Source organism: Paenibacillus prosopidis (genome assembly GCF_003337375.1).
Lineage (GTDB): Bacteria > Bacillota > Bacilli > Paenibacillales > Paenibacillaceae > Pristimantibacillus > Pristimantibacillus prosopidis.
In genome coordinates this window covers 320,754-347,074 of sequence record NZ_QPJD01000005.1, presented here as the reverse complement: position 1 = coordinate 347,074, position 26,321 = coordinate 320,754, and the positions used below count along the sequence as shown (strand labels likewise).

Sequence of the window (26,321 nt, the reverse complement as noted above, 5' to 3'; positions counted from 1 at the left end):
GTTCTCCAGTTAGATGAATCTCTGACAAATTCGATGATAAGTTAACGGGAGGATTTCCTTTAATTCAAGTAAGGATGCGAATGAAGCCGAAGGCCGGAGCGCACCTAAAAACAGGCTGCCGATGGCAGCCTGTCCAATTATAAAATTAAGCATGAACGATACTAGCTTCTACCATCCAACCAAACGGGTCGTGGACCTTGCCCATTTGAATGCCTGTTAAGGTATCATAGAGTTTTTTCGAAAGCTCCCCGGTTAGTCCCCCGTTGATAATGAGCTTCTCCTCTTGCCAATTCAGTTCGCCGATCGGTGAAATAACTGCCGCTGTACCTGTTCCAAAGGCTTCTTCCAGCTCGCCTTTCCGGCTCGCCTCGTATAGCTCTTCAATGGTAATTGGCCGCTCTTCTATAGGAATGTTCCAATGCTTTAGCAGCTGAATAATGGAGTTGCGGGTCACGCCATCCAAAATACTGCCATTCAACATCGGCGTATGAACGGTTCCATTGATTTTGAAGAACACATTCATGCTGCCGACTTCTTCAATGTATTTGCGGTGAACGCCATCCAGCCATAGAACCTGGGAGTAGCCTTTTTCTTTGGCGATTTCTTGCGCTTTAAGGCCGGCTGCGTAATTTCCTGCTGTCTTCGCTTCGCCCACGCCGCCCTTAACCGAACGTACATACTCGGATTCCACGAAAATTTTAACCGGATTCACACCCTCGGTATAATAAGCGCCTACCGGCGACATGATGATGATGAATTGATAATGGGTGGAAGGAGCCACGCCTAATGCGGGTTGAGTAGCAATAACGAAAGGACGGATATACAGAGAAGTTCCGGGCGCCGTAGGGATCCAATCCTGATCGACAGCAATGAGCTGCTTTAACACGTCAATCGTAAGCTCTACATCGAGCTCGGGAACACTCAAACGCTCGTTAGAGCGGTTCATTCTTTGTATATTTTTTTGCGGTCTAAAAAGGAGAATTCGTCCATCATCGGTTTTGTAAGCTTTTAGTCCTTCAAAAATCGTTTGTCCGTAATGAAATACTTTTGCCGCGGGATCTAATACGATCGGTTGATAAGGCATGATCCGGGAATTATGCCAGCCGTTGTCCACCGAGTAGTCCATAATAAACATATGATCCGTAAAGTGATTGCCGAATCCAAGCTGATCCGCAGCCGGTTTTTGTTTTTTTGTTTTTATTAGCTCGATTTTCAATGATTGTAGCATAATTGCCCATCTCCTCTTAATGATCGATAATTGAATGCTATCACTTCATGGGGTATATTTAAAATATCTATTTTATTGAATCGTCATACCTTTTGGGTATATATAAATGAGGTGGCAAATTTGGATATGCGTCAGTTGAAATATTTCCTAACGATAGCGCGAGAAGGGCAGGTTACGCGTGCCGCCAAGCTGCTTAATATGGAACAGCCGCCTTTGAGCAGGCAGCTCAAGCTGATGGAAGAGGAGCTCGGAGTAAGATTATTTGACCGGAATGGCAAAGGACTCAAGCTGACGGATTCGGGAGAGCTCTTAAAGCAAAAGGCAGAGTCGCTGCTTCTGCAATTTGATGAATCCATAAGGGAAGTTAAAGGAATGGAGGAAGGCGTGCGGGGCGTCTTATCGATCGGGTCGGTTGTGTCCTGTATATCACTCCTGCCGAAGCGAATTGAGCTGTTTAGGGAAAAATTCCCTCAGGTTACCTTTAAAATATCAGAAGGCGACCATTTTTATTTAGGGGAGCAGCTAGAGAAAAGGGCGATTGACCTAGTCGTAGCAAGACTTCCTTTTGAAGCGCAGACACATCCGCAGCAATACTCCATTTTGCCGCTGCCTTCGGACCCGTTCGTCGTCGTCATTCCAAGCTCATGGACGCAGTATTTCGGTAAGCAGGACATTTATATGAAAGAACTGGCTGAGTTCCCGTTCTTAACGCTAAAGACGGACAAAACGACCCGGATGCACGAGCAGGTTGTGAACGAATGCAGGCTACATGGCTTTGAGCCTAACATCATTTGCGAATGCTCGAGTGTCGCTATTATTATGTCGCTTATTTCCGGGGGAATAGGAGCAACCGTCTTCCCTAAGTCGGTCATGTCCTCTTTTCCAAGCACCGTGTTTAAGATGCTGAATATTGCGGATGCTGACTTTCAATCGGACGTCGGTATTCTGTGGCTGAAGGATCGTTATTTACCTAAACGTGCTCAGCAGTTTATCGATAGTTTTCGAAATGTGATGTGAAATTGTGCAGCATAGAGTTGAATGAAATCAATTGACGAATACCATAATAATGCAAGAGTACTCACAAAATGCACCGTCAATATAACCGCATTTATGATAGGAGGTCTCTGGATTTGCGAATATTCATGATTTTTATCATGTTATTTTTCCTTAGTGTTCTTTTTGTAATAACCATGGATTTGATGTTCCTTCAAATCCCTTTGCAGGAATCTCTCGATAATATCCTGATTCCTTTCAAATCCATGATGAACGAAGAGATATTATTTATTTCTCTTATCATTCTATACATGGTAACCAAACCGATTGTTATTTATTTTAAGATGAAAAAGTAGCCGTTAATCCGTTTGCTTCACGGATTGGATCCGAACCATTTACGCACCCCAGCTGCTGCCAATAAGAAGATTGGTACTAGTACACCGAAAAACAAAAACACGGTAACCAATAAAACGTCCCCTTCTTCGATTTGCTCTATGAAGCTGCCGGAGATCATCATAGACATAAATAAAATGATGACTCCAATGGGAAGAACGAGCTTTCGATGGTCATTGATTCGAAACAGGTCAGCAGCTGCCAACACGCCGGCATAAAAAAAGATGGCGACTTTAAAAAAATCGCCGATAATCAACGTCAAAACGACAAAAACGTCCAGCCGTTGAATAATCTCGCCGATATTGATCAAACGGATCGTGGACAAGAGGGGGAAGGTTGACCGGCCAGCGATATCAATACCGAGCACGGCCATATTCAAGGCAGTGGAAAAGCTGAGTATAATACCGCTGATCAGCACAGCGGCGAACCCCGCACGAATCCCCATTTTCCGATGATTCAAATAAGGCAGCAGCATGGCGAAACAAATAACTTCTTCGTGTGGGAACTCGATGGTTTGTTTAAAGGTTGTTTGTATGACAGGTCCCAGGCCATTTCCTAAGACCGGAAGCAGTCGGTTAATATCGATAACTCCTGCAGCAAACAAGAGGAAGATGCTGAGCAGTCCCAATACCGCCAAAATAAATATGAAGATTTGACCCGTTCTTGCCAACACTTCAATTCCTTTATTTAGGACGTATACGATCGACAAAATCATAACGGCATTGGCTACAATCAAGGGCGTTTGGTCCATCACCGAGCTAAGAAGCAGAGCGCCCCCCTCACGCAAATCTCTAGCCGCTCCATGGATGAAAAAAAGAATGTATAACAAACCCAAAGGCCAGCCGATCCATTTTCCCAAAATCGCTCTTATGTAACCGGTGAGCGGAAGCTCCGGGTACAAACGGAATAGTGAAGCGTAAACCCCAAAAATGGCCAATCCGCCAGCCGTACCCAGCAAAATGGCCAGCCAGGCGTCTTTTCCCGCCGACATGGCCAGAACGCGCAGAACAGCGGTCCCCAGATCAAACAAAACGATCAATGTGAATAATTGTCCCGGGCTGATTTTCGCTTTTTCCATCAAATCCACCACCATTTCCACAACACATTATTTCTTTTCCTTGAGCAAAAAAGGTTTCGATATCATGCCCGTACGCCGGATTGTCGACTCGACGTTCACCTCCACCTTGCATGTCGGGAAAATCTCGTCCCAATCCTTCTCCATCTTCTTCCAAGCCTTCGGATTTGCCCTTTCAACAGCTGCGCCAAAACCGAGGACATCGGTCTTCAGTTTTTGCGCTGTCTTTACGGCCGCCATCACGTCATGCGCTGTTTCTTCGTTCCATAGCTGTTCCAGTTTCCGAATTTCCGCAGATTTGCTTATATCTACCGGACACATCGCTTCACCCACAACGCCGATTCCCTCAATTTGAATGCGGATGAGCGGTCGTTCACCCTTAACCTCCCCCTTGATTTTCGTGTTGGAACGGAGAATTTCAATTGCGAGGGCATCCTTTTTCGTTTCGCAATCGAGATTGACAATCGTGCTCTTCACTTTATTATTGATCCATGAAATCCCCCGAGCTTGGCGACCTTTCACCCAACCTGCCAGTTTTCCGTTTTTAAAGAGGGCCATGCCGCTTGTAAATAAATCAGTCTGGAGTTCTGTCTGCTCTACATTTGAGATTTTTTCTCCGGATTTAACTTTTCCGACGTGCCTTATCCCGCTTATGACGGGACCTCCTCCTTTGGTAAGCAGCCCGCGAATAACATCATCCATCTCCACTTCATAACTTTCCGCCAAAACTCTTCCCGAAACTTTCAATTTTCCGAGGATGGCATTGGCAGGAATGGACTCAACTGCCGTGACGGTCTTGAGGATCGTCTCCGCATCGGAATCTCTGGCGATTATAACTCTCGTCGTCAAACGCGGTTCAGGATCACGTTCCATAAAATCGAATAATTCTTCGATCCCTTCTCTCGCCAACTCTTCCCCGATGATAAAAACACGCATATGCTGAGCGTTAATCCTTCGCGGCACTTTTTGCGATGCTTTCCGGAGTGCTTCGAACAAAGTCCTGCCCTTACCGGAGAACACATTAACCGGTATTCGGCCGGTTGCTTTAATGCCGGAAATATCCCGGGCATTCACAACCTGGAACGAGAAGCGGTATTCGTCCTCCCCTAATTTATCCACTCCCATGGCCAGGGCAATTGCAAGCTCGTTCATTTCCCGGTAATTCCAGCAGCCTGCCAGAGGCAGCATACAGAGGATCATAAGCATAAGGAAACCCGTCTTAAGTGTCATGTTGTACCTAGCCTTCCGATGTTTGATCATTTTGATCGGATGAAGGGACTCCGTCCTTCTGTAAGGAGGTCTCCTGCCTTGGGCCGATCAAACCCGGGCGCGTTGCCGGTGTCTTGAAGGGCGACCGCCATAGGGTATCCTTTTGACGTTTGAAGCCGAAAGGCGCGAACGGCGACAAATATGGAATCCCGAAAGACCGCAAACTGGTCAGGTGAGCCACAATCAGAATCGTGCACATGAAAATCCCGTAAAAACCGAACGTAGAGGCCGCAAGCATCATGGGAAAGCGAATTAACCGGGCTGAAGTGGTGAGAGTAAAGCCTGGCAATGTAAAGCTGGCAATCCCCGTAAATGAAACGACGATTACCATCATCGCCGTCACTATGCCTGCTTCGACCGCCGCTTGCCCCAGCACGATGGCGCCGACAGTGGAGACCGCTTGACCGACGGCTCGCGGCATTCGAGTGCCGGCTTCCCGCATGAGTTCAAAAGCAGCCTCCATTAGAAAAGCTTCAAAAAAGACGGGGAAAGGAACCCCTTCGCGCTGAGCTAATAAATTTATCGCCAGAAGCGTCGGTATCATTTCGTGATGGTGAGTGGTTACTGCGATGTACATGGACGGCAACAGCATCACCACAAAAAAACCGAAGTAGCGTATGAGCCGCATGAATACGGTAAATTCAACCCGCTGATAGTAATCTTCCGCAGCTTTAAAAAATTGCGAAAAAGTGGTCGGCAAAATTAGAGTGTTCGGTGTGCCGTCCACCAACACCGCTATCCGTCCTTCCAGCAAATTGCCGACTACCACATCCGGCCGCTCCGAATTGTAAATAGTCGGGAACGGTGTGTACGTTTGATCCTGAATCAAATCCTCGATGTTACCTGATTCCAGAATGGCATCGATTCGAATGTCCTTCAAACGCCGTCTCACTTCTTCGACAAGCCGGTCTTCCGCAATTCCCTTGAGGTACATGATGGAGACATCGGTCTGCGTTATATTCCCGACTCTCATGGATTCCAGCCAAAGATTCGGGCTCTTCAGCCTCCGGCGGATGAGAGAAACATTCGTTCCGATCGATTCGTTAAAGCTATCCCTGGGACCTCGAATGTTAACCTCGGTTTCGGGCGCAGTTACGCCTCTCCGTTCACCGCCCCGGAGATTTCCGATGATGCTGCCCTCGCAGTTATCGACAAAAACAGCGATGTCTCCCGATAATAGGGCATGCATCATGACATTCCAGTCATTCAGATATTTAGCATCGCCAACGGTCAGCGCCCGGCTCAGGATGACGTCAAACATACAATGAGGGTCGTTCGATTGCGGTAACTCGTTCTCTTTCTGTTCGAACAATAACGAATGAGTGACAAAATCATTGACTTTCTCTATGTCAGTAAGGCCTTCTATGTAGATGGCCGCAACTTGAATCAGCGGACTGCTCCCTATTTGAAAAGTGCGGACAATGACATCCGGACTATTTCCGAGCTCCTGCTTGATGCGGTCTACCATACGATCAAGATCTCGCTCAAGAGGCTGTTTATCCTCCTGAAATCCCAATTCATGGACGATTTCTTTTTTCTTTTGCTTCTTTTTCGCTCGAATTAACGGTCCGAAAAACATGGAAGAGGCCCCTTTGTAAAAACTTTATTATTTACCATTATTCGTAAAATGGTTGGCAGCTATTCATTGGGTGCTTGTTGAATGGCAACCTAAGAACAAATGGGCTGATAATTGTGGTAATCTTATTTAAAACGAGGTGCTTATATGGATATTGAATTTCTACATGCAGAAACAATACTAAAAAAATATAAGCAAGAACATATATTGCGTTTTCTAAAGAGACGATCTGCCGAAGAAAAAGCTCAATTAATCGATCAAATACATAGTGTTGATTTTGAACAGTTAATTGAAATACTTCACAATAAAGATCAGCATATCGAGGATAATTCAGCTACTATTACGCCTATTCCTTATGAAGATTGGGATAAGTATGATACCAATGAACAGGATGCTTACACACAACTAGGCTGGGAGCTCATACGAAGCGGGAAAGTAGCGGTCATCGTTGTTGCAGGAGGTCAGGGGAGCAGACTAGGACATGATGGACCTAAAGGTACACTGGATATTGGTCTCCCCTCTCGTAAGTCTTTGTTTCAATTGCAAGCAGAGCGTCTTCTGAACCTTTCAAGAAGAGTGAGCAAGTATATTCCTTGGTATATCATGACGAGTCCGGAAAATCATCAAGAAACCGTTGCGTTCTTTAGTTCCGCCAATTATTTTGGTTATCCTGCAGATGAATGTTTTTTCTTTCAGCAAAATACGATGCCGGTTTTGGATCACGAAGGCAAGTTAATGCTAACTGCTTCTGCGGGGTTAAGGTTTGCCCCGAGCGGCAATGGCGAGTGTTTTTCCTCATTAGAACGGTCGGGTGCTTTAGCTGATATGAAGAAGCGGGGCGTGAACTGGCTGTTTTATTACAATGTAGATAATGCTCTTATAAAGATAGCTGATCCGGCTTTCATCGGGGTGGCTGCTTCTCAAAATAACCCTATTGCATCAAAAATCATTGAGAAAATGAACCCGGAAGAAAAGATTGGCATTTTCTGTTTGAAAAATAATCTTCCTGCTGTCGTAGAGTACACTGAAATTCCGAACCATTTGCTCCAGGAAAGAGATCATGATGGACGCTTAACCTACCATGTGGGAAATATATCTATTCATCTATTTAGATATGATTTTGTGGAGCAGCATGCCGATACAGAATTATCCTATCATCTAGCTTCTAAGCGGATGGATTGTGTTGATGCCTATAAGCTGGAACGATTCATTTTTGATTTTTTTCCATTAGCCCCTAGAATGACGCTTTTAATGATGAAGCGCGAAGAGGAGTTTGCTCCTGTAAAAAATAAGGAAGGTGAGGATAGTCCGGAAAGCGCACGAAAACTGGTATTAAAGCTGCAAAAAAAGGAGGCATTAAAGGATGACCAATAGCGAACAGCATTTTTACCGTTTTAGTGAAGCGCCCATCTGGGAGCTGCAGCGTAGTTATTTTGAAGAGCAGGGTATTAAGGCTTGGCAGAGCGGGGAAGTACCCCAATACATCACGAATAATCCTGTTATTGCAGGGGCCTACGCGGAAATCATATTTGGATTTCTTCAGGATAGAGCGAGGTTAGGCCATATCGCGGAGCCGGTTACGATCCTTGAACTTGGAGCGGGCTCGGGCCGGTTAGCGTATCATGTGCTTAAGGAGCTAGGTGAGCTGATAGATTACGCAGGCATTGAGCTTCCGCCATTTCGTTATGTGATGAGTGATTTACCTCTTCAAAATATAACCTATTGGCAGCAGCATCCGGGCTTACTGCCTTTCGTAGAGCAAGGTATGCTGGATTTTGCCCGCTTTGATGCCGCGCAGGATACGGAGCTGCATTTGACGCAATCGGGCGTCACGATTCGTCCAGCCGGCCTGCAGCAGCCATTGCTGGTTATCGCGAATTACTTTTTTGACAGCATCCCGCAGGAATTGATTTATGTGGTTGAAAGCAAGATTTACGAGTGCAGGGTTTCCCTGCAGTTTCCGGAAGAGGCTGACGCGCTTGCCGCATCTGAGATGTTGGAGAAGGTCGTCCCTGAGTATCATTATCGCCGCGCCGCCGAATATGAGCAGGAATCGTATCCTTATCGGGACGTTATTGAGCTGTATAAGCAAAGGCTTGAAGATTCGCATATTCTCTTTCCGGCGATTGGGCTGGCATGCTTGGAACGGCTTGCTCAATTATCGCAAGAGGAGTTTGTTCTGCTCACGGCGGATAAAGGCGATCACCGAATAGAGAACTGGGAATTTGCAGAGCCCCCCAAGCTTATTCATCACGGAAGCTTTTCCTTGACGGCAAACTATCATGCCATTCAACATTTTTTTGAGCAAAAGGGTGCGCTAACCTGTTTTACCGGGCATCATTATAAAAACTTGAATGTGGGCTGCATTCTCATGCTTCAAAGCCCGGCAAGCTATGCCCATACACGCTTAGCCTACCGCCGCTTCGTCGATCGTTTTGGACCGGATGATTTTTTCAGCATGAAAATATGGTTTGACGTGCATTTGGAGCAAATGGAGCTATCCCAGATTCTTGCCTTTTGGCGATTGGGGCATTATGATGCGCAATTGTTCCTTCAAAGCGTCAAGCGCATTCTGACCCTGCTCCCGGCTAGCAGCGATGAAGAGATGGATGATCTCCGCCAAGGTATAGATATCATGTGGACAGGCTATTATCCGATGAACGAGAAGCATGACTTAGCAAGGGACTGTGGCGTACTGCTCTATCAACTGGATTTGTACGAGGATGCGCGAGTCTTCTTTGAAAGGTCGCTAACGGACTACGAGGCTACTGCCGAAGTGCTCTATTACATGGCGATTTGCTGTTATGAGATGGGTATTGGAGCTGCTGCGTCGGATTATGTTCATCGAGCATTGGCGCTTGAGCCTGAGCATGAGGGAGCCTTGGAGCTTCTAGCGCATTTAAATCTTTGAACAGCGGTTGCACATTTACTACTTCAAGTATACAATAAGTTGACTGAATTTAATGGAAGGAGTGGGGATATGAGGCGGAAGAGAAGCGAGCTGCTGATTTGCCGATCTGCTTTTTCATTTTCATATTCCTATTCCTGTGAAACACTAAAGCATTTATTGCTTTAGTGTTTTTTTATTACTGGAGGTGGGATGAATGAACAGGTACAGCAGAGTTCTTATTAAATTAAGCGGCGGTGCAGTGGCTGGAAGCAGTGAATTTGGTTTTGATCCCGAAAGGCTGAATCACATTGCGAATGAGATCATCTCGGTTGTCAACATGGGAGTGGAGGTATCCCTCGTCATTGGAGGAGGCAATATTTTTCGCGGCAATATGGCAGAGACTTGGGGTATCGAAAGGGCGGAGGCTGATAACATTGGGACGCTGGCAACGGTGATTAACAGTCTCATGCTTAGAGGAGTTCTTAAGGCCAAGACGAACAAAGAAGTCCGGGTCATGACAGCAGTCCCTGTCTCGTCCGTAGCAGAGCCTTACATCAGATTGAGGGCTATTCATCATTTGGAAAAAGGTTATATCGTTATCTTCGCTGGCGGCAACGGACAGCCCTACGTTACAACCGATTACCCTTCCGTTCAAAGAGCAATTGAAGTCAATTGCCAGGCGCTGTTAGTTGCGAAACAAGGTGTAGACGGTGTTCTCGAAGCAGATCCAAAGTACATGAAAGACGCACGGAAATTCAAGACGCTGCAATACAATGATGTGATTCAGCATGATCTTAGGGTGATGGATCAGTCGGCCTTTATTTTAGCCAGAGATTACGGCCTCCCCATACATGTATTTAATTTTGACAAACCTGGTTCAATGAAAGAGATATGCGAGGGTAAAAATTATGGGACCATGATTAGCAGTCATTCTGTTTTGGCATTTGAGGATTAGTCAGAAATAAAGCTAATTTTTGAACCGAAATGTGAAGGAGGGGAATTCATTCGTATGGAAAGAAAGCTATTGGCGAAAGCCATATACGACACGGCACATTTAAAAGGAACCTTTAAACTTCGCTCAGGGCAAACCTCTGACCAGTATTTTGATAAATACTTATTTGAGTCCGATCCGCAGCTGCTCGCTGAGATTGCAGATCAACTGAAACCATTAGTGCCTGAAGGCACTGAAATTTTAGCCGGTTTAGAAATGGGGGGAATCCCTATCGCGACGGCATTATCGTTGAAAACAGGAATACCGGTTGTGTTTGTTAGAAAAAAAGCGAAAGAATATGGGACCTGCAAGCTTGCAGAAGGTATAGACATGGCTGGAAAAAAGGTTTGCATTATTGAAGATGTGGTGACTACCGGGGGACAAATCCTAATAAGTACGAGTGACTTAAAGGAGTTTGGGGCTGAAATTACGGCAGTCATGTCCGTCATTGAAAGAGATCCGCAGGGCAGGGCAAACCTTGAGGATGCGGGACTCGCTTTTATATCATTATTTAAAATGGAAGAGCTGCTGGAAGCAGAGTAGGGAACTTGAACTATCTTCAGGGTGCGAAAACCGGATTCCCTTGTCAAGTAAGGGGCCGGTTTTTTCATGCAATGAATCTCCGCCTGCGTGATTAGTTCGACAGACAAAGCGAATTAGACATCGTTTATCAATTCCTGATATAGATTATCTACATCATTCAGCAGATCGGGTATCCAAGCTTCCGATTCCGGGATTATATCTGTGCCTCCAAATACAAGCCAACGTAATGTTTTAATCAGCCAACATAAACCGCCTATTCGTAATTGCCAGTTCAGATCATCAATATGCAAGTCAGTTACGTTGAGGAAAGCTGAAATTATATCTTCTCTTGATAGATTGCTGAAGGCGCGTGCTTCTGTAATCAAACAATATAAGTCGCCAAGATGAGGACTTAAATAAGCAATGGACCAATCGATCGGCATAATGCCATTGTCTTGAATCAAAAGGTTTTTTGCATGATAATCATGATGAACTAGTGAATAAGGGACCATTTGATATAGTTGTTCTAAATGATGAGGCAGCACTTTCTTGACTTTTAATAACACTTTGTTTTCTGCTAACTTATTCGATTTCAAAAGATCATCCAACAGCTGAAGAAAGTCGCCCGTTGAAACTGAATAGGTATCAATGATCTTTCTCGGGATCAATTCTAAATTGGCTGTTGCTCTCACTCTTAGTCTTGCTAATTCCCTCGATGCTTCAAGAAAATACTCAGGTTGCGGTTGCTGTTCCATATTTTTTTCTCCGGCATCCTCCATGACCATTACTCCACTGTCCTTCAGTTGAATGAATTCAAAAATCTTCGGAGCTTTGATTTGTAGTGGATACACTAGCTTTTGGTAAATTGCTGCTTCTCCGGCCATCTCACTTCCGCCCCATTTAATTATGCGTGAATCACCTGAGTTGAACTTTACTCTGTAAACCTCTGAAAGAGCCCATTTCCTTAAAAGCGACCATTCAGCAACCTCATTCAACATGGGTATCATCGTGCAATAAGCTGAAAAGCATGTTGGAATCATACCTGCATTCCCTCCCCAATTCATCTACTGACGAAACATATTTTTACATATGTGGTCAAAAAAATATAGACTTATATTTCTCCGTCTGATATGATGTTGAATAAGGTCTTGAAAAATTTCGGGACTCTTTTTTTATTTCTACGTAACACACTAACCCCAACGAACGCTTCGCAAAAATTCGGTGTCATCCAGCCTGCGTTACAGGTTTCGATATGTTCAAGCAATAGATATAGTGAAGGCCATCCCGCAAAGGATGGCCTTTTTTAAAAACTCGCCGTAACAGCAGCGAGGGCAGAGAGCATTTTCTGAAAACGAATGCTTATGTTTTCTCTTTTTTGCTCTTGTTTTCTCAGTTTTTTAATTTTTTACAATCAAAATCGTTATAGAAATAAAGGTGGACACCCTTGCACTCTGTGCCTTAAAATGGAAACCGGACTTGTGATTACATAAACATCCAATCATGGGAGGATGGTTCGAAGATGCAGCATATATTATCGATTCATGAAGGCTGGACGGATGCGAATCCGGCGGAAGTAGGATTTGATTCGAAGATGCTTCGCAGGCTGGACGACCATTACGCCGAGCTGATCAGCAAAGAAACGATTCAAGCTGCGGGTTACATCCTATCGCGTAAGGGCAAGGTTTTTGCGCATCGGACGATGGGTAAGCTTCGCCCGGCAGAGGGAAGCACGGACTTGAAGCCGGATTCCATTCGTAAAGTGTACTCCATCACGAAAGCGGTTACAGCTGTGGCTATACATCAGCTAATCGATCGCGGACAGCTTTTTTTAACGCAGCAGGTGAGCAGCATTTTACCCGAATTTGACACCGATAAACACCGTTCCATCACCATCTTCCATTTACTTACTCATACATCGGGCCTGCGGGGGGATCCGGGCTTCTTTAATGAGCCGAACAGCCTTCCATGGTTTGAGTGGGCTGTCAGGGAGCTGAAGAAAAAGGGCAGCGAAATTGGCTGGGTAAAAGTAATCTTGTCGGGACCGCTGCAAAATATGCCGGGCAAAGAATGGATCTATTCTACAAGCGCGTATGCACTGCTTGGAGAAATCATATCGAAGGTATCCGGCAAGCTGTACGAACAATATATAAACGATGAGATAATATCGCCGCTTGGCATGACAAAGTCGTTTTTCAACGTGCCTGAACCATTCCAAGATAATGTCTGCTGTACGAATTCGTGGGAGGAAGAGCAGGTTTATAAACCTCGCGAGGAACACGCCGATGCGCCGCCTAAAGCCGGAAACGGCATGTATTCGACTTTGGACGATTTGTGGAAATTCGGTCAAATGATGCTTGGCGGCGGAGAATGGAGCGGCAGCAGAGTGCTTTCCCGGCGCGCTGTAGAGCTCCAAACATCGAACCACTTAAACGGCGTCTTGCATAACGGTTGGGGAAATAAGCTGACCGATTATAAATACGGACTTGGATGGTCTCTTGAGCATTATGATCTTTGCAGCAAGGGGACCTTCTCGCATGAAGGCCACGGTCACTGCGGCTTGTACGTCGATCCGGTAGAGGAGCTCGTGTTTGCTTTCTTTGTTCCCAGCACCAAGGGGTTCACGAATGAATCTGTTCTTACTCCACGTGCTCTTGTTTGGTCGGGCTTGCTCTAAAGTATGGAAATTCCTGAAAGTATTGAACTGAATTGATTTATGGAGGGATACGCATGTCCATAACACGAGAAATCAATCGTATCGGGCTGCAGGAGGCCGGATTCGATCAAGTGACCCACAACCGATTGGAGCGTCATTTCGAGCAGTTAATTCAAGATAAAAAGATCCAGTGTGCCTCCTACCTGTTTTCTAAGGGGGGATCGGTATTCGCGGACGGAGCATTCGGACAGCTGAGATACGACGAGCCAACCTCTTTGCTGCGCAAGGATTCCATTCGCCGTGTGGCTTCGGTAACGAAGCTGTTTACGGCTGCAGCGGTCTTTCAGCTGGTTGAGCGCGGGAAGCTATTTCTTCGCCAGCCGGTGGCGGAGTGGATCGAGGAGTTCAAAAATCCGATGTATGAGCGTATAACCATCTATCATTTGTTGACGCATACGTCGGGCGTGCAGGCGGATCCAAATTATTTTTCTGAACCGTACCCGATGGGCTGGTGGGATATTTTATTCGCTTTTGAGCCGGAGACGGAAGGGCCGTTCGCGGTGACTGACGCAGGCGAACTAGAAAAGCAGCGCCAGTCGGCATGGATTCGTGCGGTATTGTCAGGCAAGCCGCTGGCAGCGCCGGGCGAGCAATGGATGTATTCCTCGGCCGGTTACGCGATTTTAGGTGAAATCATTACCCGCGCGAGCGGGACGCGTTATGAGCAGTACGTTATGGATGAGATTGTAAGCCCGCTTGGGATGAACCGCACGTTCTTCGATGTACCGGAGGAGCTTCATTCGGAGCTATGCATCATTAACGACTTTGAAGCATCACGGCTCAAAAATAATGATCGGACGTATGCGCCCCCGCGGGCAGGCGGAGGGCTTTACTCAACGCTGGACGATTTATTCCGGTTCGGCCAAATGCTGCTGAACGGAGGCACGCTGGATGGGACCAGGGTGTTATCCCGAAAATCAGTCGAAAAAATGACGGAAAATGCACTGGATCGCGGTATAAAGGCCTTTTGTTGGGGCGGCAATATCGAATCGATGACGTATGGAATCGGCGCTTCGTTAACGGGTCCCGGCGAATGGATTCCAGAAGGATCGTTTGGCCATGAGGGGGCAGGGCGCTGCAAGCTGTTGATTGATCCGAAGCAGCAGGCTGTTATTGTTTTCTTCGTGCCCTCCAATACGGATTGGTGCCCAGAGTCGATAAACGGTACGCAAAACATTATTGGCTCAGGATGGCTTTGAGAAGACTTATAGCTGTCATTCAAGCGATCGGATTCGCAACCTATAAGGAGTGGGCTGCTTTCCGGTCGCATATGGCGGCTTCTTTACTTGTCGGGCCGGTTCTGTTCTTGGTTCAGGTATTCATTTGGCAGGCGATGTATGATGGCAAGGAAACGTTAAATGGATTAACATATTCGCAAATGCTGGCTTACTTCGGCGTCGTTACGCTCATCCATTATATCTCCTTCGACTTTGCCGATTGGAATTTGCAAATGCTGGTGCGCAGCGGGAAATTCGTCACATTTGCGCTGCGACCTTTGCCGCACTGGTTATTCGCGTTCTCGCAAAAGCTAGGGCACCGCTCGCTTGCGCTTTGGATCGAGGTGCTGCCGGTTATGGCGCTGTTTATCTTCGTGTTTGGCGTCAATATGAAGCCGGCTGCTCCCGGCTGGGCGATTCTCTCCATCATGCTCAGCTTTCTGATGAACTTTTTTATCAATTACTGCGTTGGTCTTACGGCGTTTTGGCTGGTGCGGGCGGAGGGCGTGCGAAGAGTGTTTTTACTATTGAAGGACGTAAGCGCCGGCGTGTTCATACCGCTCTCTTTCTTTCCTGACGCACTGCAAAAAATATTGTTTTTCCTGCCATTTCAGTTTATTACTTATTTGCCGACGCGGGTCTATATCGGTGATTACGAGCTGGCCGGCATTCATTTGTCGCTGGGAGAGGCGGTCGGACTGCAAGCGGCAGCCGTCGCTGTCGCAGGTGTGGTGACGATTGCTTTGTACGGTGCCGCACTTAGAAGGTTTACGGGGGTTGGCGTATGAGAGGAATCGTATATTGCTTGGCCGCCGTTATGCGTACGAAGCTGGCCGAACAAATGGCGTACCGCAGCCATTTTGCATTAAGCGTGCTGCTGCTTATTATCGGCGATTTAGTCGTTCCGTTCGTGACGCTGCTCGTATATCAATCGGGTGCTTCCTTTCCCGGCTGGTCGCTGCATGAAGCATTGCTCGTTCAAGCTGTTTTCACCCTGGCCAAGGGAGTGGCGTTTCCGTTCTTCTTCGGCATGGTCGGAACGACGCTTTCTCAGGTGCGGGAGGGAACCTTCGATTTACTGCTGCTGCGTCCGCGTCCCGTTATGCTAATGGCGATGCTAACCGGCTTTGATCCCGATGACTTCGGCAGATTGGTGAGCGGCTCCGTGCTGTTCGGCTATGCGCTGAGCGGCTTGTCCGGACCTTCCGGGCAATCTTGGCTGCAATTCACACTGCTGTTCGTCGCATCCATCGCCATTTTGTGCGCTGTATCGCTGTTTTTGTCAGGCATGCTTTTCCGCTGGGTCGGCAGCAGCCGCGTATTCGATATATTCGATGCAGTTACGAGCTTTGGTATGTACCCTGGAACGATCTTCTCCAAGTCGCTGCAAAATGTACTCACCTACGTGCTGCCGATCGGGTTGATCGCGTTTGTTCCGGCCTCGGCTCTGCTGGGTCGAAACGGCTGGGAAACGCTTTGGGCGCTAGCTCCCGCTGCGGTATTCCTCGTGCTCGGAGCGTTGTACTGGAACCGGATGCTGAGAGGTTATACAAGTGCAGGCGGCTAACCGCTTGAATAGGAACGGTGGAGGAGCGACAAATAAGCTATGATAGAAGTTCGGAATTTAACGAAAACGTATATGACCCATGAACGCGGGCATACGCTGCGCGAAGTGGCTAAAAATCTCATTCGTCGACCGATGAAGGAGATCCGGGCGGTTAACGATTTATCTTTTACCGTTGAGCAAGGAGAGATGCTCGCTTTCCTAGGGCCTAACGGAGCCGGAAAATCGACGACACTCAAAATGCTGACCGGTGTTCTGCATCCTACTTCCGGAGAAGTGAGAGCGCTCGGGCTTATTCCATGGAAGCAAAGGCGGGAATATGTGGGCCGTATCGGGGCTGTGTTTGGCCAAAAATCGCAGCTGCTCTGGGATATTCCCCCTGCGGACGCCTTTTACATGAACAAAGCGATATACGGCGTGCCGGACCGCGACTATCGGGCGACATTGGATGAGCTTGTCACTCTGCTTGATGTGGGTGATGTTATTCGCAAGCCGACGCGCCAGCTGTCCTTGGGGGAGCGAATGAAGTGCGAGTTCATTATGGCAATGCTGCATCGTCCTGAGCTCGTTTTTCTCGACGAACCGACAATCGGTCTCGATATGATCGCGAAGGAAAACATTCGCGGCTTTATCCGAAGCATGAACCGTCAGGGAGTTACGTTTATTTTGACGACACATGATTTGGGCGATGTTGAAATGCTGGCGGAGCGGGTTATGGTCATTAACCATGGGGAAATCGTTGTCGATGATTCGCTCGGCGGTTTAAGAAGCCGACTAGGCGACAAAAAATCGGTACGGTTAACGACGGAATCAGCAGTGCCGGATATCCGGCAGCAAGGATTGTCCATCATCGAACGCATCGGCCCCCTCGAAATAGAGATTGAAATCGACATCTCTTTATTGCCGCTGAAGCGTTTTATAAGGGAGTTTAATGAGGCATACGGAATTATAGACATGGCTATCGAGTCGCTGCCGATCGAGGCCATCATGAAGGAGCTCTACTCGGAAGGCGCAAAGTCCGAAATAGCGGCGTCCAGGTAAATCGATCCACCTCCCTCTTACTGACCTTAAGCGAGTTAATATATAATAATCTTCGGCTGCCGATACAATAAGGGTGGCCTTTTTCTATGACTCGATTTTCTGATAGATTTCAGTAATAGCTGCATTTATGGAATAATGTTACAATTACATATGTGCTTTTTAATAGAATAGAACATCGGCAACCATTTATTCAACGGATAGGGAGGATGTTAGTGCGTACATTTAAAAGGATCGTTATTGTACTTTTTACCGTTATTTTAATTACAGCCGCAATGCTGTTGATTCGTATGCCGTTCAATAAGGGAAATGATCTCATCACAAAAGTGAACAGCTGGGAACAGGTAAAAGCCTATCAATATGAAAAAACACCAGGGCTGGAGCGCGCGGAGAAGCTTAAGCTCACTCGGGAGTTTGATACTACAGTAGAATTTCCAGATTCGAACGATACGCTTGCTATTCATGAAATTTGGTATAATCTCGAATACATTTACATTTTTTATAGCGTGGATATGAAGCTGTCTGCAGCAAGCTTGCCCCGGGAAGAAGATGTTCCTTACGTATCATTCCGCGTGAAGAATGATCAGGAGAGTATATTTGATTATCCGCTTTTCTCACTAAATTGGGCACCCAAGGAAGGGGTCTATTATAACGGGAGAATTTATGGGAGAGCTACGACGAATGCCATCCGTAATGATGCTGGGGAGCTGAATAAGGTAGAGCGGCTGAAGCTGGCAGGTGTGAATATCCGGAAGGGAGATACGACAGTCGCATTACCGGACATTCTATTAACGGCTAACTTTGACGCTGCCGAAGAGAAGCTGGAATCTATTGCAATTAAGCATTCTCATCATGCTTTAGGGCAGTCTATTGAACTGAATCGGTTGGATATGGGAGTTACAGAAAACCGGCTCTATTTCGAATATACCGCCTCAAACCAGAGCAATAAGTTTGTCGGAGCGCAGGTTATGATCCAAACAAATGAAGGAGAAATGAGGCAAGGAATTATATATTTTGAAGATAGTTTGCTTTATGTTGCCTTTCAACCCTTCAATAGACGCCCGAAAAGCATCGAATTGGAGTGGCAAACGTTAAAGTTTTTCAATAAAGAAAATCAGATTCAATTCAAAATTGATGCTACGAAGTATAAGGATTATGTTCGAGAAAGAGAGGATTCCCATAGGGAAGAGGTAGACCGTAAAATCGGCAGTCTGCAAAATACGAATATTTTCCTCCAAGAGCTCTATTATGATGACCGCGGCATCAGCTTTCAAGTTGAGTATAAGAAAGATAAAGGATTGAAGATACCCTACCTGCATTTATATCCTGAAATGCCCAATTCAATTTTTCCGGAAGCCAGTCAAGAGGAGAAGACTAAGCAAAAGAATATCCTGCCAATGCTAGTTCACGTAGTTAATGAACGAGGGGAAGAGGCGGAAATTGGGCAGCGAGGCTCAGGCAGTGGTGGGCTATACAGTGCTTATATTGATGCAGCCTTTATGGAAAGGTCCAAAGAATTGAATGTGACCGTAAGTAATCTCATTACCGAACTGGTCGTTGATTGGAAATCATCTATTCCTGTTCCTCTTGGAGAATAGAGCTGTTGAGCAGCATTTTAAATGACTACCCATCTTCTATTTACACTTTTGAGACTTTTGATTCATTCGTAGTGATATAAAGGATAACGGTAATAAGTGGCGCTATTTTCTCTATTTCTGCTTTACCGACCAAAATAGAGGAAAAATGTGGCATTATTCTGCGGTTTTAGGTGAGTAATAGCTCAGTTCAGCATGAATAAGACCAAAAAATTCCCCTATTGTTCGTTTACTTCCACCAACTAAATGAATAAGACCACAAATTACCGCTATATAGTCTTGTCTTGTGCATTTTCCTGCTGCATCATCCGTTAGTTGCCCCGTAACGAGGACGGGGCAACTCTTTTATGCTTTTTGAACGTGCGGCTGAAGTAGTAAATGTCATTGAAGCCTGTTGCGGCGGCAACCTCCGAAACGGTGAGCGGGCTGTGGCGCAATAAATAATCAGCTTTGTCCAAGCGGGTCGCTGTAATGTATTCGATTACGGTTCGACCGCTCAATTCCTTGAATAGCCGGCTGAAGTGGAAGCGGCTTAAGCTTGCCATTTGAGCGAGCAGATCGACTGATAACTCATCCTTGTAGTGCTCTTCGATGTATTGGAAGACGGGGGCAAAACGCTCCACGTTTTTCATCCGTTCGGCGTATTCGTCCTGGGTTAGCACGGTAGCTACGTGACTGCGCAGCAGCAGCGTCAGCAGCCGGTAAAGCTCCGACTTGATCGCCAGCTCGTAACCAAACTCGCGATTTTCCAGCTCTTGAATAATGGTCAGCATGCAGGCCGCCGTCTTGCTGTCGCCGCTGATGTGATTTCGAAGCAGCAGCCGGTTCTGTGTAATCGGCGTAATGAATTTCGTTTCGGCCGCATCGATAGATTGGCTGTGCAATAGTGATATATCTGCGATCAGCGCATAGTAGAACAAATGGGAGGATTGGCTGATGCCGTAATGAAGCTCATTGCTGTTCACGACGACAAGATCGCCCGCCTTGGCAGTTATTATTGAGGATCCGCATTCGATCGAGGCTTCGCCCGACACGATATACAGAAATTCAAGATGCTCATGCCAATGATGCGGAAAAATGACTTTTCCATGATCGTTAAAGGTAATACGGTGCACTTTTATAGGAAAATATGGGTCAGGCATGTCCATCGGCTCACGTAAAGCTTCGAATTTCTCCACTTTGATCGATTCCTCTCCTTCACGTAGCACAATTGTACAAACAAACCGCACACCTTTGCATGGAGTTGCGTGCTGAAACCATTATAATACGAAAGTGTATACGTGCAAAACGTTATGATACCAAAGGAGAGATTGGCGATGAAACCGGTACAAATAGCGGTTATAGGAACGGGCTCTATCTCATCATTTCATTTAGCGTCTTACAAGAACAACCCGAATGCGAATATTTACGCGGTATGCGACTTGAACGAAGAACGGGCAAAACAAGCAGCTGAGAAATATGGCGCGGCAAAAGTATATACGGATTACCGTGAACTGCTTGCTGATCCGGTTATAGAAGCTGTTAGCATATGTACATGGAACAACACGCACGCAGAAATAAGCATTGCCGCTCTTGAAGCGGGCAAGCACGTCCTCGTTGAGAAGCCGCTTTGTCGTACGGTGGAGGAAGCGCTTCGCGTGCAAGAGGCGGTTAAAGCTTCAGGCAAGCTGCTTCAGGTCGGATTTGTACGACGATATGATTCAAATGCCCAGCTGCTGCGGGCAATGGCTGACAGAGGCGAGTTTGGGGAGATTTATTTTGCTAAAGCATCGACGATCAGACGTCTTGGAAATCCAGGCGGTTGGTTCGCGGATATTGAGCGGTCTGGCGGCGGTCCGCTGATCGACATCGGCGTCCACGTTATTGACTTGTGCTGGTACATGATGGGGCGTCCTAAGCCGGTTTCGGTAAGTGCAAATACATACCGTAAGCTTGGCAACCGGTCGAACGTTCGCCATTTAAGCTTCTACCAGGCAGCCGATTATGACGCAAATAAAAATACGGTTGAGGATATGGCGAATGCGCTCATCCGTTTCGAGAACGGTGCTTCACTGCTCGTTGATGTCAGCTTCACGCTGCATGCAAAGTCAAATGAAGGGGCAGTTAAGCTGTATGGCGAGAAGGGCGGCTTCGAAATCGATCCGGAGACTGTTATCGTCACGGAGCAGAATGATACGATTTTGAACGTATACCCGCAGACGGACAACAAGGGCTTCCACTTCGACGGAGCATTCCAAAATGAAATTAACCATTTTCTAGACTGTGTCTCAAATGGCACTACCCCGCTCAGTCCCGTTGAGGATGGCGTCGAAATAATGAAAATATTGATCGCTATTTATGAATCGGCAGCGAAAGGAGCTGAAGTGCGTCTATGAAGCTGGGAGTCAGCACATACAGCTTGTACAAAGCACTTGCGGCCGGAGAAATGTCGGTCCAGGATGTTATCGTTTATATTGCTTCGATTGGCGGAGAGCATGTTGAAATCGTGCCGCTTGGCTTTAACTTAACGGACAATCCGGAGCTTATTGCTGTGATCAAGAACCAGGCGAAAGAGAGCGGTATCGAGCTGTCCAACTATGCGGTGGGCGCGAATTTCTCCGGGCTGAACGATGAGGATTTTGAGCGTGAAATCGTACGGTTGAAGCGGGAGGTTGATATCGCGGCTGCGCTAGGCGTGACGAAAATGCGTCATGATGTTGCTTCATCGCAGGACCTGTCGATTACTCATTTCCTCTCGGAGCTGCCGAAACTAGCGGAAGCGTGCAGAGTAATCGCCGATTACGCCGCGCAGTATGGAATTACGACAAGTGTTGAAAATCACGGCTACTTTATCCAATCAAGCGATCGTGTACAGGCGCTTGTAAATGTGGTAGACCGTCCGAACTTCAGAACAACGCTGGATGTGGGCAATTTCCTGTGCGTTGATGAGAATCCGGCTGTTGCGGTAGCGAATAACATTAACATCGCGTCGATGGTGCATGTAAAAGATTTCTATTACCGTCCGTCTACCGATGCTCTCGGAGAAGGCTGGTTTACGTCGGCAAGCGGCAACTGGCTGCGCGGCGCAATCGTCGGACACGGCGATATCAATATGCCGCAAGTATTGCGGAAGGTGAAAGAAAGCGGCTACGATGGTTATATCTCGATCGAGTTTGAAGGAATGGAAGATTGCCGGACGGGAACGAGGCTTGGCCTCGATTACGTAAAGCGCGTGTGGAACCAACTATAACCGAAGGAGCGTGGAAGGGCATGGCGTTGCCAATCATTACGAACAAAATCGGCGTTATCGTTGACAGCTTTCAGGTTGGTGTGAAAGAAGGTTTGCTTAAAGCGAAGCAGGTTGGGGCCGACGGCGTACAAATATACGCGGTTCACGGCGAGCTTGATCCGGCTAATTTATCGACGGCAGCAAGGGCGCAGTGGAAATCATATATCGAGTCGCTAGGTCTCGAAATATCTGCCTTGGTTGGCGACCTCGGCGGTCACGGCTTCCAGGATCCGGCGGAGAATCGTGCGAAAATCGATAAGTCCAAGCGGATCATGGAGCTTGGCATGGAGCTTGGAACAAACATCATTACGACGCACATCGGTATCGTACCTAGCGACCCAAACAGCCGCGTTTACGAGACGATGCACACGGCCTGCGAGGAACTGGCTCGCTTCGCAAACGACATGAACGCTTACTTCGCTATCGAGACCGGACCGGAGACCGCCGAACATTTGAAGTCATTCCTTGATGGGCTCGGCACAAAGGGAGTAGCCGTCAACTTTGATCCTGCCAACATGGTTATGGTAACTGGCGACGATCCTGTTCAAGGCGTATACACGCTGAAGGATTATATCGTTCACACGCATGCGAAGGATGGTGTAAAGCTTGGCCATATCGATCCGCGTGACGTCTACGGCGACTATGGCTACGAGGTGTCGCTTGATCACGATAATATAGCAGTAATGGCTGAATCCGGCGCGGCATTCCGCGAGGTTCCGCTTGGCGAAGGCACTGTCGACTGGCCAGCCTACCTGCGTGCGCTTCAAGAGATTGGCTACAACGGCTACCTGACGATCGAACGCGAAGTCGGCACCAACCCGGAAGCTGACATTAGCAAAGCGGTGCAGTTTTTGAAGCGGTATAAAGCCATTTAAGGTTGATATATTACAAATGAAAGCCCCGTAAGCGGTCAGATTAACCGCTCGCGGGGCTTCTTTCAATTCAAGTGTTAAAGGAGATATTCGTCGGGCGAAACCGTTCTTGAGCAATAGGGCTGAGGCTGATACCAAGAAAAATATGACAAAACAATAGCAAATATAACGTCGAATCTTGTAAAATAGTGTCAAAGTCAGCTTTTCATTCGGGGAAGGGGAATTTTGTTTGAATCGTTTATTAACGAGGATGGTTTTGTTTTTCTCAAGTCTAATATTGCTCGCAGGGGCGGTTCTTGGATTTACCATCTATCGCTCGTCCACAGGACTCGTTGAGAACTCATTGGGAGCACAGGCTCAGCTAGTGGCGGAGAACGCGGCGAAGATTGTCGATCCGGACGCATATGCTGGCCTTAGCGTTGAGGCAGGCGAAACGGAGTATTATAACAAGCTGCGGGCCCAATTAAATGAGATCAGGGAAACGAACGGCCTCAAATATTTGTATACGCTCGGAAAAACGGAAGCTGACGGCGAGGATGTCTATTATTATGTAGTGGACGGTGCTCCACAGGATGTGGACGCTGATGATTTCTCTGCCCTAGGCGATCCTGAAGAGAACGAATATCCCGGCATGATCAAAGCATTCGCCGAAGGGCAGCCGCATATTGGCGAATTAACGCAAGATGAGTATGGGGCTACGATAACAGCCTACGTCCCCCTCAAAAGCAAAGACGGGCAGCTGTTAGGCGTCATAGGTGCAGATTTCGATGCAACGAATGTCTACGCGCTTATGGATGACAACCGGAAGGCGACCATATATGTGACACTGGGTATTATTGCGGTCGGGATGATTCTTGTATTTTTGCTGGCAAGCTATCTAACGCGCCCGCTGCTGCAGCTAACGACGCATGTCGCTAAAGTGAGGGAGGGCGACATGACTGTCGTCATTCCAGTGAACCGCAAGGACGAGATCGGACACCTGGCAAACACCTTTCAACAACTAGTCTCCAATACTCGGACAGTCATCAAAAGCATGAGAGACAATTCGGAGCGTCTGCTCTCAGCATCCGAGGGCGTATCAAGCCATGCGCGAAGCACGGCGGAAGCAAGCCGGCTCATTGCGGTGAGCATCCAGGAAGCTTCAGGAGGCGCTAACACACAGGTTATAAGAGCCGCTGACATGACGAAGGCGGTCGAAGGCATGACTCACAGCATGCTGCGCATTACGGAATCTGCCTCAATCGTGGCAGCTGTTGCGCAGGAAACGATGGAGCAAACCGAGCGAGGAAACGAGTTAATAGTCCATGCGATGACCGAGATGGAATCCATTCATCAGACAGCGACGAAGATGCTGGAAGCAACGAAGCATTTGGAAAGCAGCTCCGGTGAAATCGGGGAAATTACTAACGTGATGGCCGATATTGCGGCTCAAACAAATCTACTCGCGCTTAACGCTGCTATCGAAGCGGCACATGCGGGCGAGAATGGCCGAGGATTCGCCATCGTAGCTGAGCAGGTGCGTAAGCTGGCGACGCAGTCCCAGGCTTTTGCGACGCAAATCACCGCGCTCATCAATTCGATACAAGAGCAAACCTCGCAGCTGTCATCCGATATGGAGTCGAATACAACGAAGGTGCAGTCTGGTTTCCATTCAGTGAAGGATGCCGGCGCTGCTTTTCATTCGATTTTGACGGGGCTTGAGAAGGTGAACATTCAACTGCATGAGGTTTCGGCTGCATCTGAAGAAGTATCCGCTGAGTCCGAGGAAGTCGCGGCATCGGTGGAAGAGATGGAACGTATCTCGCGTCAGGCCGCTCAGCATTTTAAAGGTATTGCAATTAACTCTGACGCGCAAATCATCTCAATGGATGAGGTAAGTACGTCGGCAGAATCGCTGCGCACGATGTCTAACGAGTTAACGTCTCTGAACAAGCGCTTTATTGTATAGCGGGACCCGTAGTACAAAATTCACAAAATTTATCGTTTAATTCGGTGTAAAGGTATAGGAATAAGGTACACTTAAAGTTATAATGGTTTTTAGTGTATGATGACTAAAGAGGATATGGGCTGAAGAGGCTGCTCTCGCCTAACTCAAAAAAACGATTAAGGAGCACTCGAAATGACTAAAACGCTTATTTTCGGGCATAAAAACCCGGACACCGACACGATTACTTCGGCTATCGCATACGCAGAGCTGAAAACAAAACTAGGCGCTGACGTGGAGGCGATTCGCCTTGGTGATATTAACGGCGAAACGCAATATGCGCTGAACTATTTCGGAATTGCAGCGCCTCGTCTTATCGAGAACGTTGCTGACGAAACGGATACCGTTATTTTGGTTGACCACAACGAACGCCAGCAAAGCGCTAACGATATCGATCGCGTACGCATTCTTGAGGTTATCGACCACCACCGCATCGCTAACTTTGAGACAAGCCATCCGCTATATTTCCGCGCTGAGCCAGTTGGCTGTACAGCGACAATTTTGAATAAATTGTACAAAGAGAACGGCGTAGAAATCCGCAAAGAAATTGCTGGCCTTATGCTGTCCGCAATCATTTCCGACTCCTTGCTGTTCAAATCGCCGACTTGCACGGAGCAGGACGTAGCGGCAGCCCGCGAGCTCGCTGCAATTGCTGGCGTTGACGCTGAAAGCTATGGACTCGACATGTTAAAAGCGGGAGCGGATCTCAGCGACAAAACAATCGCGCAATTGATCTCGCTTGATGCCAAAGAATTCGCAATGGGCAGCTACAAAGTTGAAATCGCGCAAGTAAACGCGGTTGATACGAATGACGTGCTTTCCCGCCAAGTTGAGCTGGAAGCAGCTCTAAACGATATTATCGCTACAAAAGGCCTAGACCTGTTCGTGCTTGTCGTTACTGACATTTTGAACAATGATTCCGTTGCACTGGTGTTGGGCGACCAAGCTCATGCTGTAGAAAAAGCTTACAACGTTACATTGTCCGATAACAAAGCGGTATTGAAGGGCGTTGTGTCCCGTAAATCGCAAATTGTACCTGTACTGACTGAAACGTTGAGCAACCTGTAGTAGTTTGCGCTACCATACGTAAGCGGCAGTCTGAAGCTTGATGTATTCAAGTTTCAGGCTGCTTT

23 protein-coding genes are annotated in these 26,321 nt (G+C 47.2%); 17 read left to right on the top strand and 6 right to left on the bottom strand.

Annotated elements, in window-relative coordinates; translation table 11 throughout:
* Positions 1-145 precede the first annotated feature (145 nt).
* Positions 146-1,228 carry a branched-chain amino acid aminotransferase gene (locus DFP97_RS10020; protein ID WP_114379854.1) on the bottom strand — a complete coding sequence of 361 codons (1,083 nt, stop codon included), beginning with the start codon at positions 1,226-1,228 and terminating at the stop codon, positions 146-148.
* A gap of 120 nt (positions 1,229-1,348) precedes the next feature.
* On the opposite strand from DFP97_RS10020, the gene DFP97_RS10015 reads away from it, so the two are divergent.
* Positions 1,349-2,245 carry a LysR family transcriptional regulator gene (locus DFP97_RS10015; RefSeq protein WP_114379853.1) on the top strand — a complete coding sequence of 299 codons (897 nt, stop codon included), beginning with the start codon at positions 1,349-1,351 and terminating at the stop codon, positions 2,243-2,245.
* A 68-nt stretch (positions 2,246-2,313) separates the two neighbouring features.
* Positions 2,314-2,577 carry a YczF family membrane protein gene (locus tag DFP97_RS32425; protein ID WP_484216277.1) on the top strand — a complete coding sequence of 88 codons (264 nt, stop codon included), beginning with the start codon at positions 2,314-2,316 and terminating at the stop codon, positions 2,575-2,577.
* 17 nt (positions 2,578-2,594) lie between these two features.
* On the opposite strand, the gene DFP97_RS10005 is transcribed toward DFP97_RS32425, so the two are convergent.
* From DFP97_RS10005 to DFP97_RS09995, 3 genes are read right to left on the bottom strand one after another with little or no spacing between them, the layout of a single operon-like run.
* The gene (locus DFP97_RS10005) at positions 2,595-3,692 is read right to left on the bottom strand and encodes a GerAB/ArcD/ProY family transporter (RefSeq protein WP_114379851.1); all 1,098 of its coding nucleotides are present in this window, start codon (positions 3,690-3,692) and stop codon (positions 2,595-2,597) included.
* A gap of 27 nt (positions 3,693-3,719) precedes the next feature.
* The gene (locus tag DFP97_RS10000; RefSeq protein WP_181873439.1) at positions 3,720-4,919 is read right to left on the bottom strand and encodes a Ger(x)C family spore germination protein; all 1,200 of its coding nucleotides are present in this window, start codon (positions 4,917-4,919) and stop codon (positions 3,720-3,722) included.
* A 7-nt stretch (positions 4,920-4,926) separates the two neighbouring features.
* A complete protein-coding gene (locus DFP97_RS09995; RefSeq protein ID WP_114379849.1) occupies positions 4,927-6,537 on the bottom strand; it encodes a spore germination protein in 1,611 nt (536 codons plus the stop codon).
* 144 nt (positions 6,538-6,681) lie between these two features.
* Between DFP97_RS09995 and DFP97_RS09990 the strand changes: the two genes are divergently transcribed.
* The 4 genes from DFP97_RS09990 to pyrE all read left to right on the top strand — a co-directional run bounded on the left by DFP97_RS09990 (position 6,682) and on the right by pyrE (position 10,958).
* A complete protein-coding gene (locus DFP97_RS09990) occupies positions 6,682-7,908 on the top strand; it encodes a UTP--glucose-1-phosphate uridylyltransferase (RefSeq protein WP_114379848.1) in 1,227 nt (408 codons plus the stop codon).
* Positions 7,898-9,445, top strand: a complete 1,548-nt coding sequence (locus DFP97_RS09985) for an SAM-dependent methyltransferase (RefSeq protein WP_114379847.1) — start codon at positions 7,898-7,900, stop codon at positions 9,443-9,445. Before DFP97_RS09990 ends, DFP97_RS09985 begins: the two co-directional genes overlap by 11 nt.
* A gap of 193 nt (positions 9,446-9,638) precedes the next feature.
* Complete coding sequence (pyrH, locus tag DFP97_RS09980) at positions 9,639-10,379, top strand: UMP kinase (protein WP_114379846.1); 741 nt, start codon at positions 9,639-9,641, stop codon at positions 10,377-10,379.
* Between the two features lie 54 nt (positions 10,380-10,433).
* Complete coding sequence (gene pyrE, locus DFP97_RS09975; protein WP_114379845.1) at positions 10,434-10,958, top strand: orotate phosphoribosyltransferase; 525 nt, start codon at positions 10,434-10,436, stop codon at positions 10,956-10,958.
* 113 nt (positions 10,959-11,071) lie between these two features.
* Here the strand turns inward: pyrE and DFP97_RS09970 are convergent, their stop codons facing one another.
* Entirely contained in the window at positions 11,072-11,977 is a 906-nt protein-coding gene (locus DFP97_RS09970) for a phosphotransferase (protein ID WP_181873438.1), read from the bottom strand.
* Between the two features lie 479 nt (positions 11,978-12,456).
* Between DFP97_RS09970 and DFP97_RS09965 the strand changes: the two genes are divergently transcribed.
* From DFP97_RS09965 to DFP97_RS09940, 6 genes are all read left to right on the top strand, one after another.
* A complete protein-coding gene (locus tag DFP97_RS09965; RefSeq protein ID WP_114379843.1) occupies positions 12,457-13,611 on the top strand; it encodes a serine hydrolase domain-containing protein in 1,155 nt (384 codons plus the stop codon).
* A 53-nt stretch (positions 13,612-13,664) separates the two neighbouring features.
* Entirely contained in the window at positions 13,665-14,849 is a 1,185-nt protein-coding gene (locus DFP97_RS09960; RefSeq protein WP_114379842.1) for a serine hydrolase domain-containing protein, read from the top strand.
* Complete coding sequence (locus tag DFP97_RS09955; RefSeq protein ID WP_114379841.1) at positions 14,840-15,655, top strand: ABC transporter permease; 816 nt, start codon at positions 14,840-14,842, stop codon at positions 15,653-15,655. Before DFP97_RS09960 ends, DFP97_RS09955 begins: the two co-directional genes overlap by 10 nt.
* Positions 15,652-16,434, top strand: a complete 783-nt coding sequence (locus DFP97_RS09950) for an ABC transporter permease (RefSeq protein WP_114379840.1) — start codon at positions 15,652-15,654, stop codon at positions 16,432-16,434. The genes DFP97_RS09955 and DFP97_RS09950 overlap by 4 nt, the downstream gene beginning before the upstream one ends.
* 39 nt (positions 16,435-16,473) lie before the next feature.
* On the top strand, positions 16,474-17,472 hold the full coding sequence (locus DFP97_RS09945) for an ABC transporter ATP-binding protein (protein ID WP_114379839.1): 999 nt from the start codon (positions 16,474-16,476) through the stop codon (positions 17,470-17,472).
* 212 nt (positions 17,473-17,684) lie between these two features.
* Positions 17,685-19,067 carry a hypothetical protein gene (locus tag DFP97_RS09940; RefSeq protein ID WP_114379838.1) on the top strand — a complete coding sequence of 461 codons (1,383 nt, stop codon included), beginning with the start codon at positions 17,685-17,687 and terminating at the stop codon, positions 19,065-19,067.
* Positions 19,068-19,375: 308 nt separating this feature from the next.
* On the opposite strand, the gene DFP97_RS09935 is transcribed toward DFP97_RS09940, so the two are convergent.
* The gene (locus tag DFP97_RS09935) at positions 19,376-20,242 is read right to left on the bottom strand and encodes an AraC family transcriptional regulator (RefSeq protein WP_425453512.1); all 867 of its coding nucleotides are present in this window, start codon (positions 20,240-20,242) and stop codon (positions 19,376-19,378) included.
* A 138-nt stretch (positions 20,243-20,380) separates the two neighbouring features.
* Here DFP97_RS09935 and DFP97_RS09930 point away from each other — a divergent pair, with 138 nt between their 5' ends.
* From DFP97_RS09930 to DFP97_RS09910, 5 genes are all read left to right on the top strand, one after another.
* Entirely contained in the window at positions 20,381-21,439 is a 1,059-nt protein-coding gene (locus DFP97_RS09930; RefSeq protein WP_114379837.1) for a Gfo/Idh/MocA family protein, read from the top strand.
* Positions 21,436-22,293, top strand: coding sequence for a sugar phosphate isomerase/epimerase family protein (locus tag DFP97_RS09925; RefSeq protein ID WP_114379836.1), 858 nt, complete (start codon positions 21,436-21,438; stop codon positions 22,291-22,293). The genes DFP97_RS09930 and DFP97_RS09925 overlap by 4 nt, the downstream gene beginning before the upstream one ends.
* A gap of 20 nt (positions 22,294-22,313) precedes the next feature.
* Positions 22,314-23,207: a sugar phosphate isomerase/epimerase family protein gene (locus tag DFP97_RS09920; RefSeq protein ID WP_114379835.1), complete on the top strand. Its 894-nt coding sequence runs from the start codon at positions 22,314-22,316 to the stop codon at positions 23,205-23,207.
* Between the two features lie 226 nt (positions 23,208-23,433).
* Entirely contained in the window at positions 23,434-25,152 is a 1,719-nt protein-coding gene (locus DFP97_RS09915; protein WP_114379834.1) for a methyl-accepting chemotaxis protein, read from the top strand.
* A gap of 171 nt (positions 25,153-25,323) precedes the next feature.
* Positions 25,324-26,256 carry a manganese-dependent inorganic pyrophosphatase gene (locus DFP97_RS09910; RefSeq protein WP_114379833.1) on the top strand — a complete coding sequence of 311 codons (933 nt, stop codon included), beginning with the start codon at positions 25,324-25,326 and terminating at the stop codon, positions 26,254-26,256.
* Positions 26,257-26,321: the final 65 nt, after the last annotated feature.

Excerpts from the sequence above, each read along its gene's own strand:
- DFP97_RS10020 (WP_114379854.1), bottom strand. The coding sequence starts at position 1,228 with ATGCTACAATCATTGAAAATCGAGCTAATAAAAACAAAAAAACAAAAA.
- DFP97_RS32425 (WP_484216277.1), top strand. The coding sequence starts at position 2,314 with ATGCACCGTCAATATAACCGCATTTATGATAGGAGGTCTCTGGATTTG.
- DFP97_RS10005 (WP_114379851.1), bottom strand. The coding sequence starts at position 3,692 with ATGGAAAAAGCGAAAATCAGCCCGGGACAATTATTCACATTGATCGTT.
- DFP97_RS10000 (WP_181873439.1), bottom strand. The coding sequence starts at position 4,919 with ATGACACTTAAGACGGGTTTCCTTATGCTTATGATCCTCTGTATGCTG.
- DFP97_RS09995 (WP_114379849.1), bottom strand. The coding sequence starts at position 6,537 with ATGTTTTTCGGACCGTTAATTCGAGCGAAAAAGAAGCAAAAGAAAAAA.
- DFP97_RS09990 (WP_114379848.1), top strand. The coding sequence starts at position 6,682 with ATGGATATTGAATTTCTACATGCAGAAACAATACTAAAAAAATATAAG.
- DFP97_RS09985 (WP_114379847.1), top strand. The coding sequence starts at position 7,898 with ATGACCAATAGCGAACAGCATTTTTACCGTTTTAGTGAAGCGCCCATC.
- pyrH (WP_114379846.1), top strand. The coding sequence starts at position 9,639 with ATGAACAGGTACAGCAGAGTTCTTATTAAATTAAGCGGCGGTGCAGTG.
- pyrE (WP_114379845.1), top strand. The coding sequence starts at position 10,434 with ATGGAAAGAAAGCTATTGGCGAAAGCCATATACGACACGGCACATTTA.
- DFP97_RS09970 (WP_181873438.1), bottom strand. The coding sequence starts at position 11,977 with ATGATTCCAACATGCTTTTCAGCTTATTGCACGATGATACCCATGTTG.
- DFP97_RS09965 (WP_114379843.1), top strand. The coding sequence starts at position 12,457 with ATGCAGCATATATTATCGATTCATGAAGGCTGGACGGATGCGAATCCG.
- DFP97_RS09960 (WP_114379842.1), top strand. The coding sequence starts at position 13,665 with ATGTCCATAACACGAGAAATCAATCGTATCGGGCTGCAGGAGGCCGGA.
- DFP97_RS09955 (WP_114379841.1), top strand. The coding sequence starts at position 14,840 with ATGGCTTTGAGAAGACTTATAGCTGTCATTCAAGCGATCGGATTCGCA.
- DFP97_RS09950 (WP_114379840.1), top strand. The coding sequence starts at position 15,652 with ATGAGAGGAATCGTATATTGCTTGGCCGCCGTTATGCGTACGAAGCTG.
- DFP97_RS09945 (WP_114379839.1), top strand. The coding sequence starts at position 16,474 with ATGATAGAAGTTCGGAATTTAACGAAAACGTATATGACCCATGAACGC.
- DFP97_RS09930 (WP_114379837.1), top strand. The coding sequence starts at position 20,381 with ATGAAACCGGTACAAATAGCGGTTATAGGAACGGGCTCTATCTCATCA.
- DFP97_RS09925 (WP_114379836.1), top strand. The coding sequence starts at position 21,436 with ATGAAGCTGGGAGTCAGCACATACAGCTTGTACAAAGCACTTGCGGCC.
- DFP97_RS09920 (WP_114379835.1), top strand. The coding sequence starts at position 22,314 with ATGGCGTTGCCAATCATTACGAACAAAATCGGCGTTATCGTTGACAGC.
- DFP97_RS09910 (WP_114379833.1), top strand. The coding sequence starts at position 25,324 with ATGACTAAAACGCTTATTTTCGGGCATAAAAACCCGGACACCGACACG.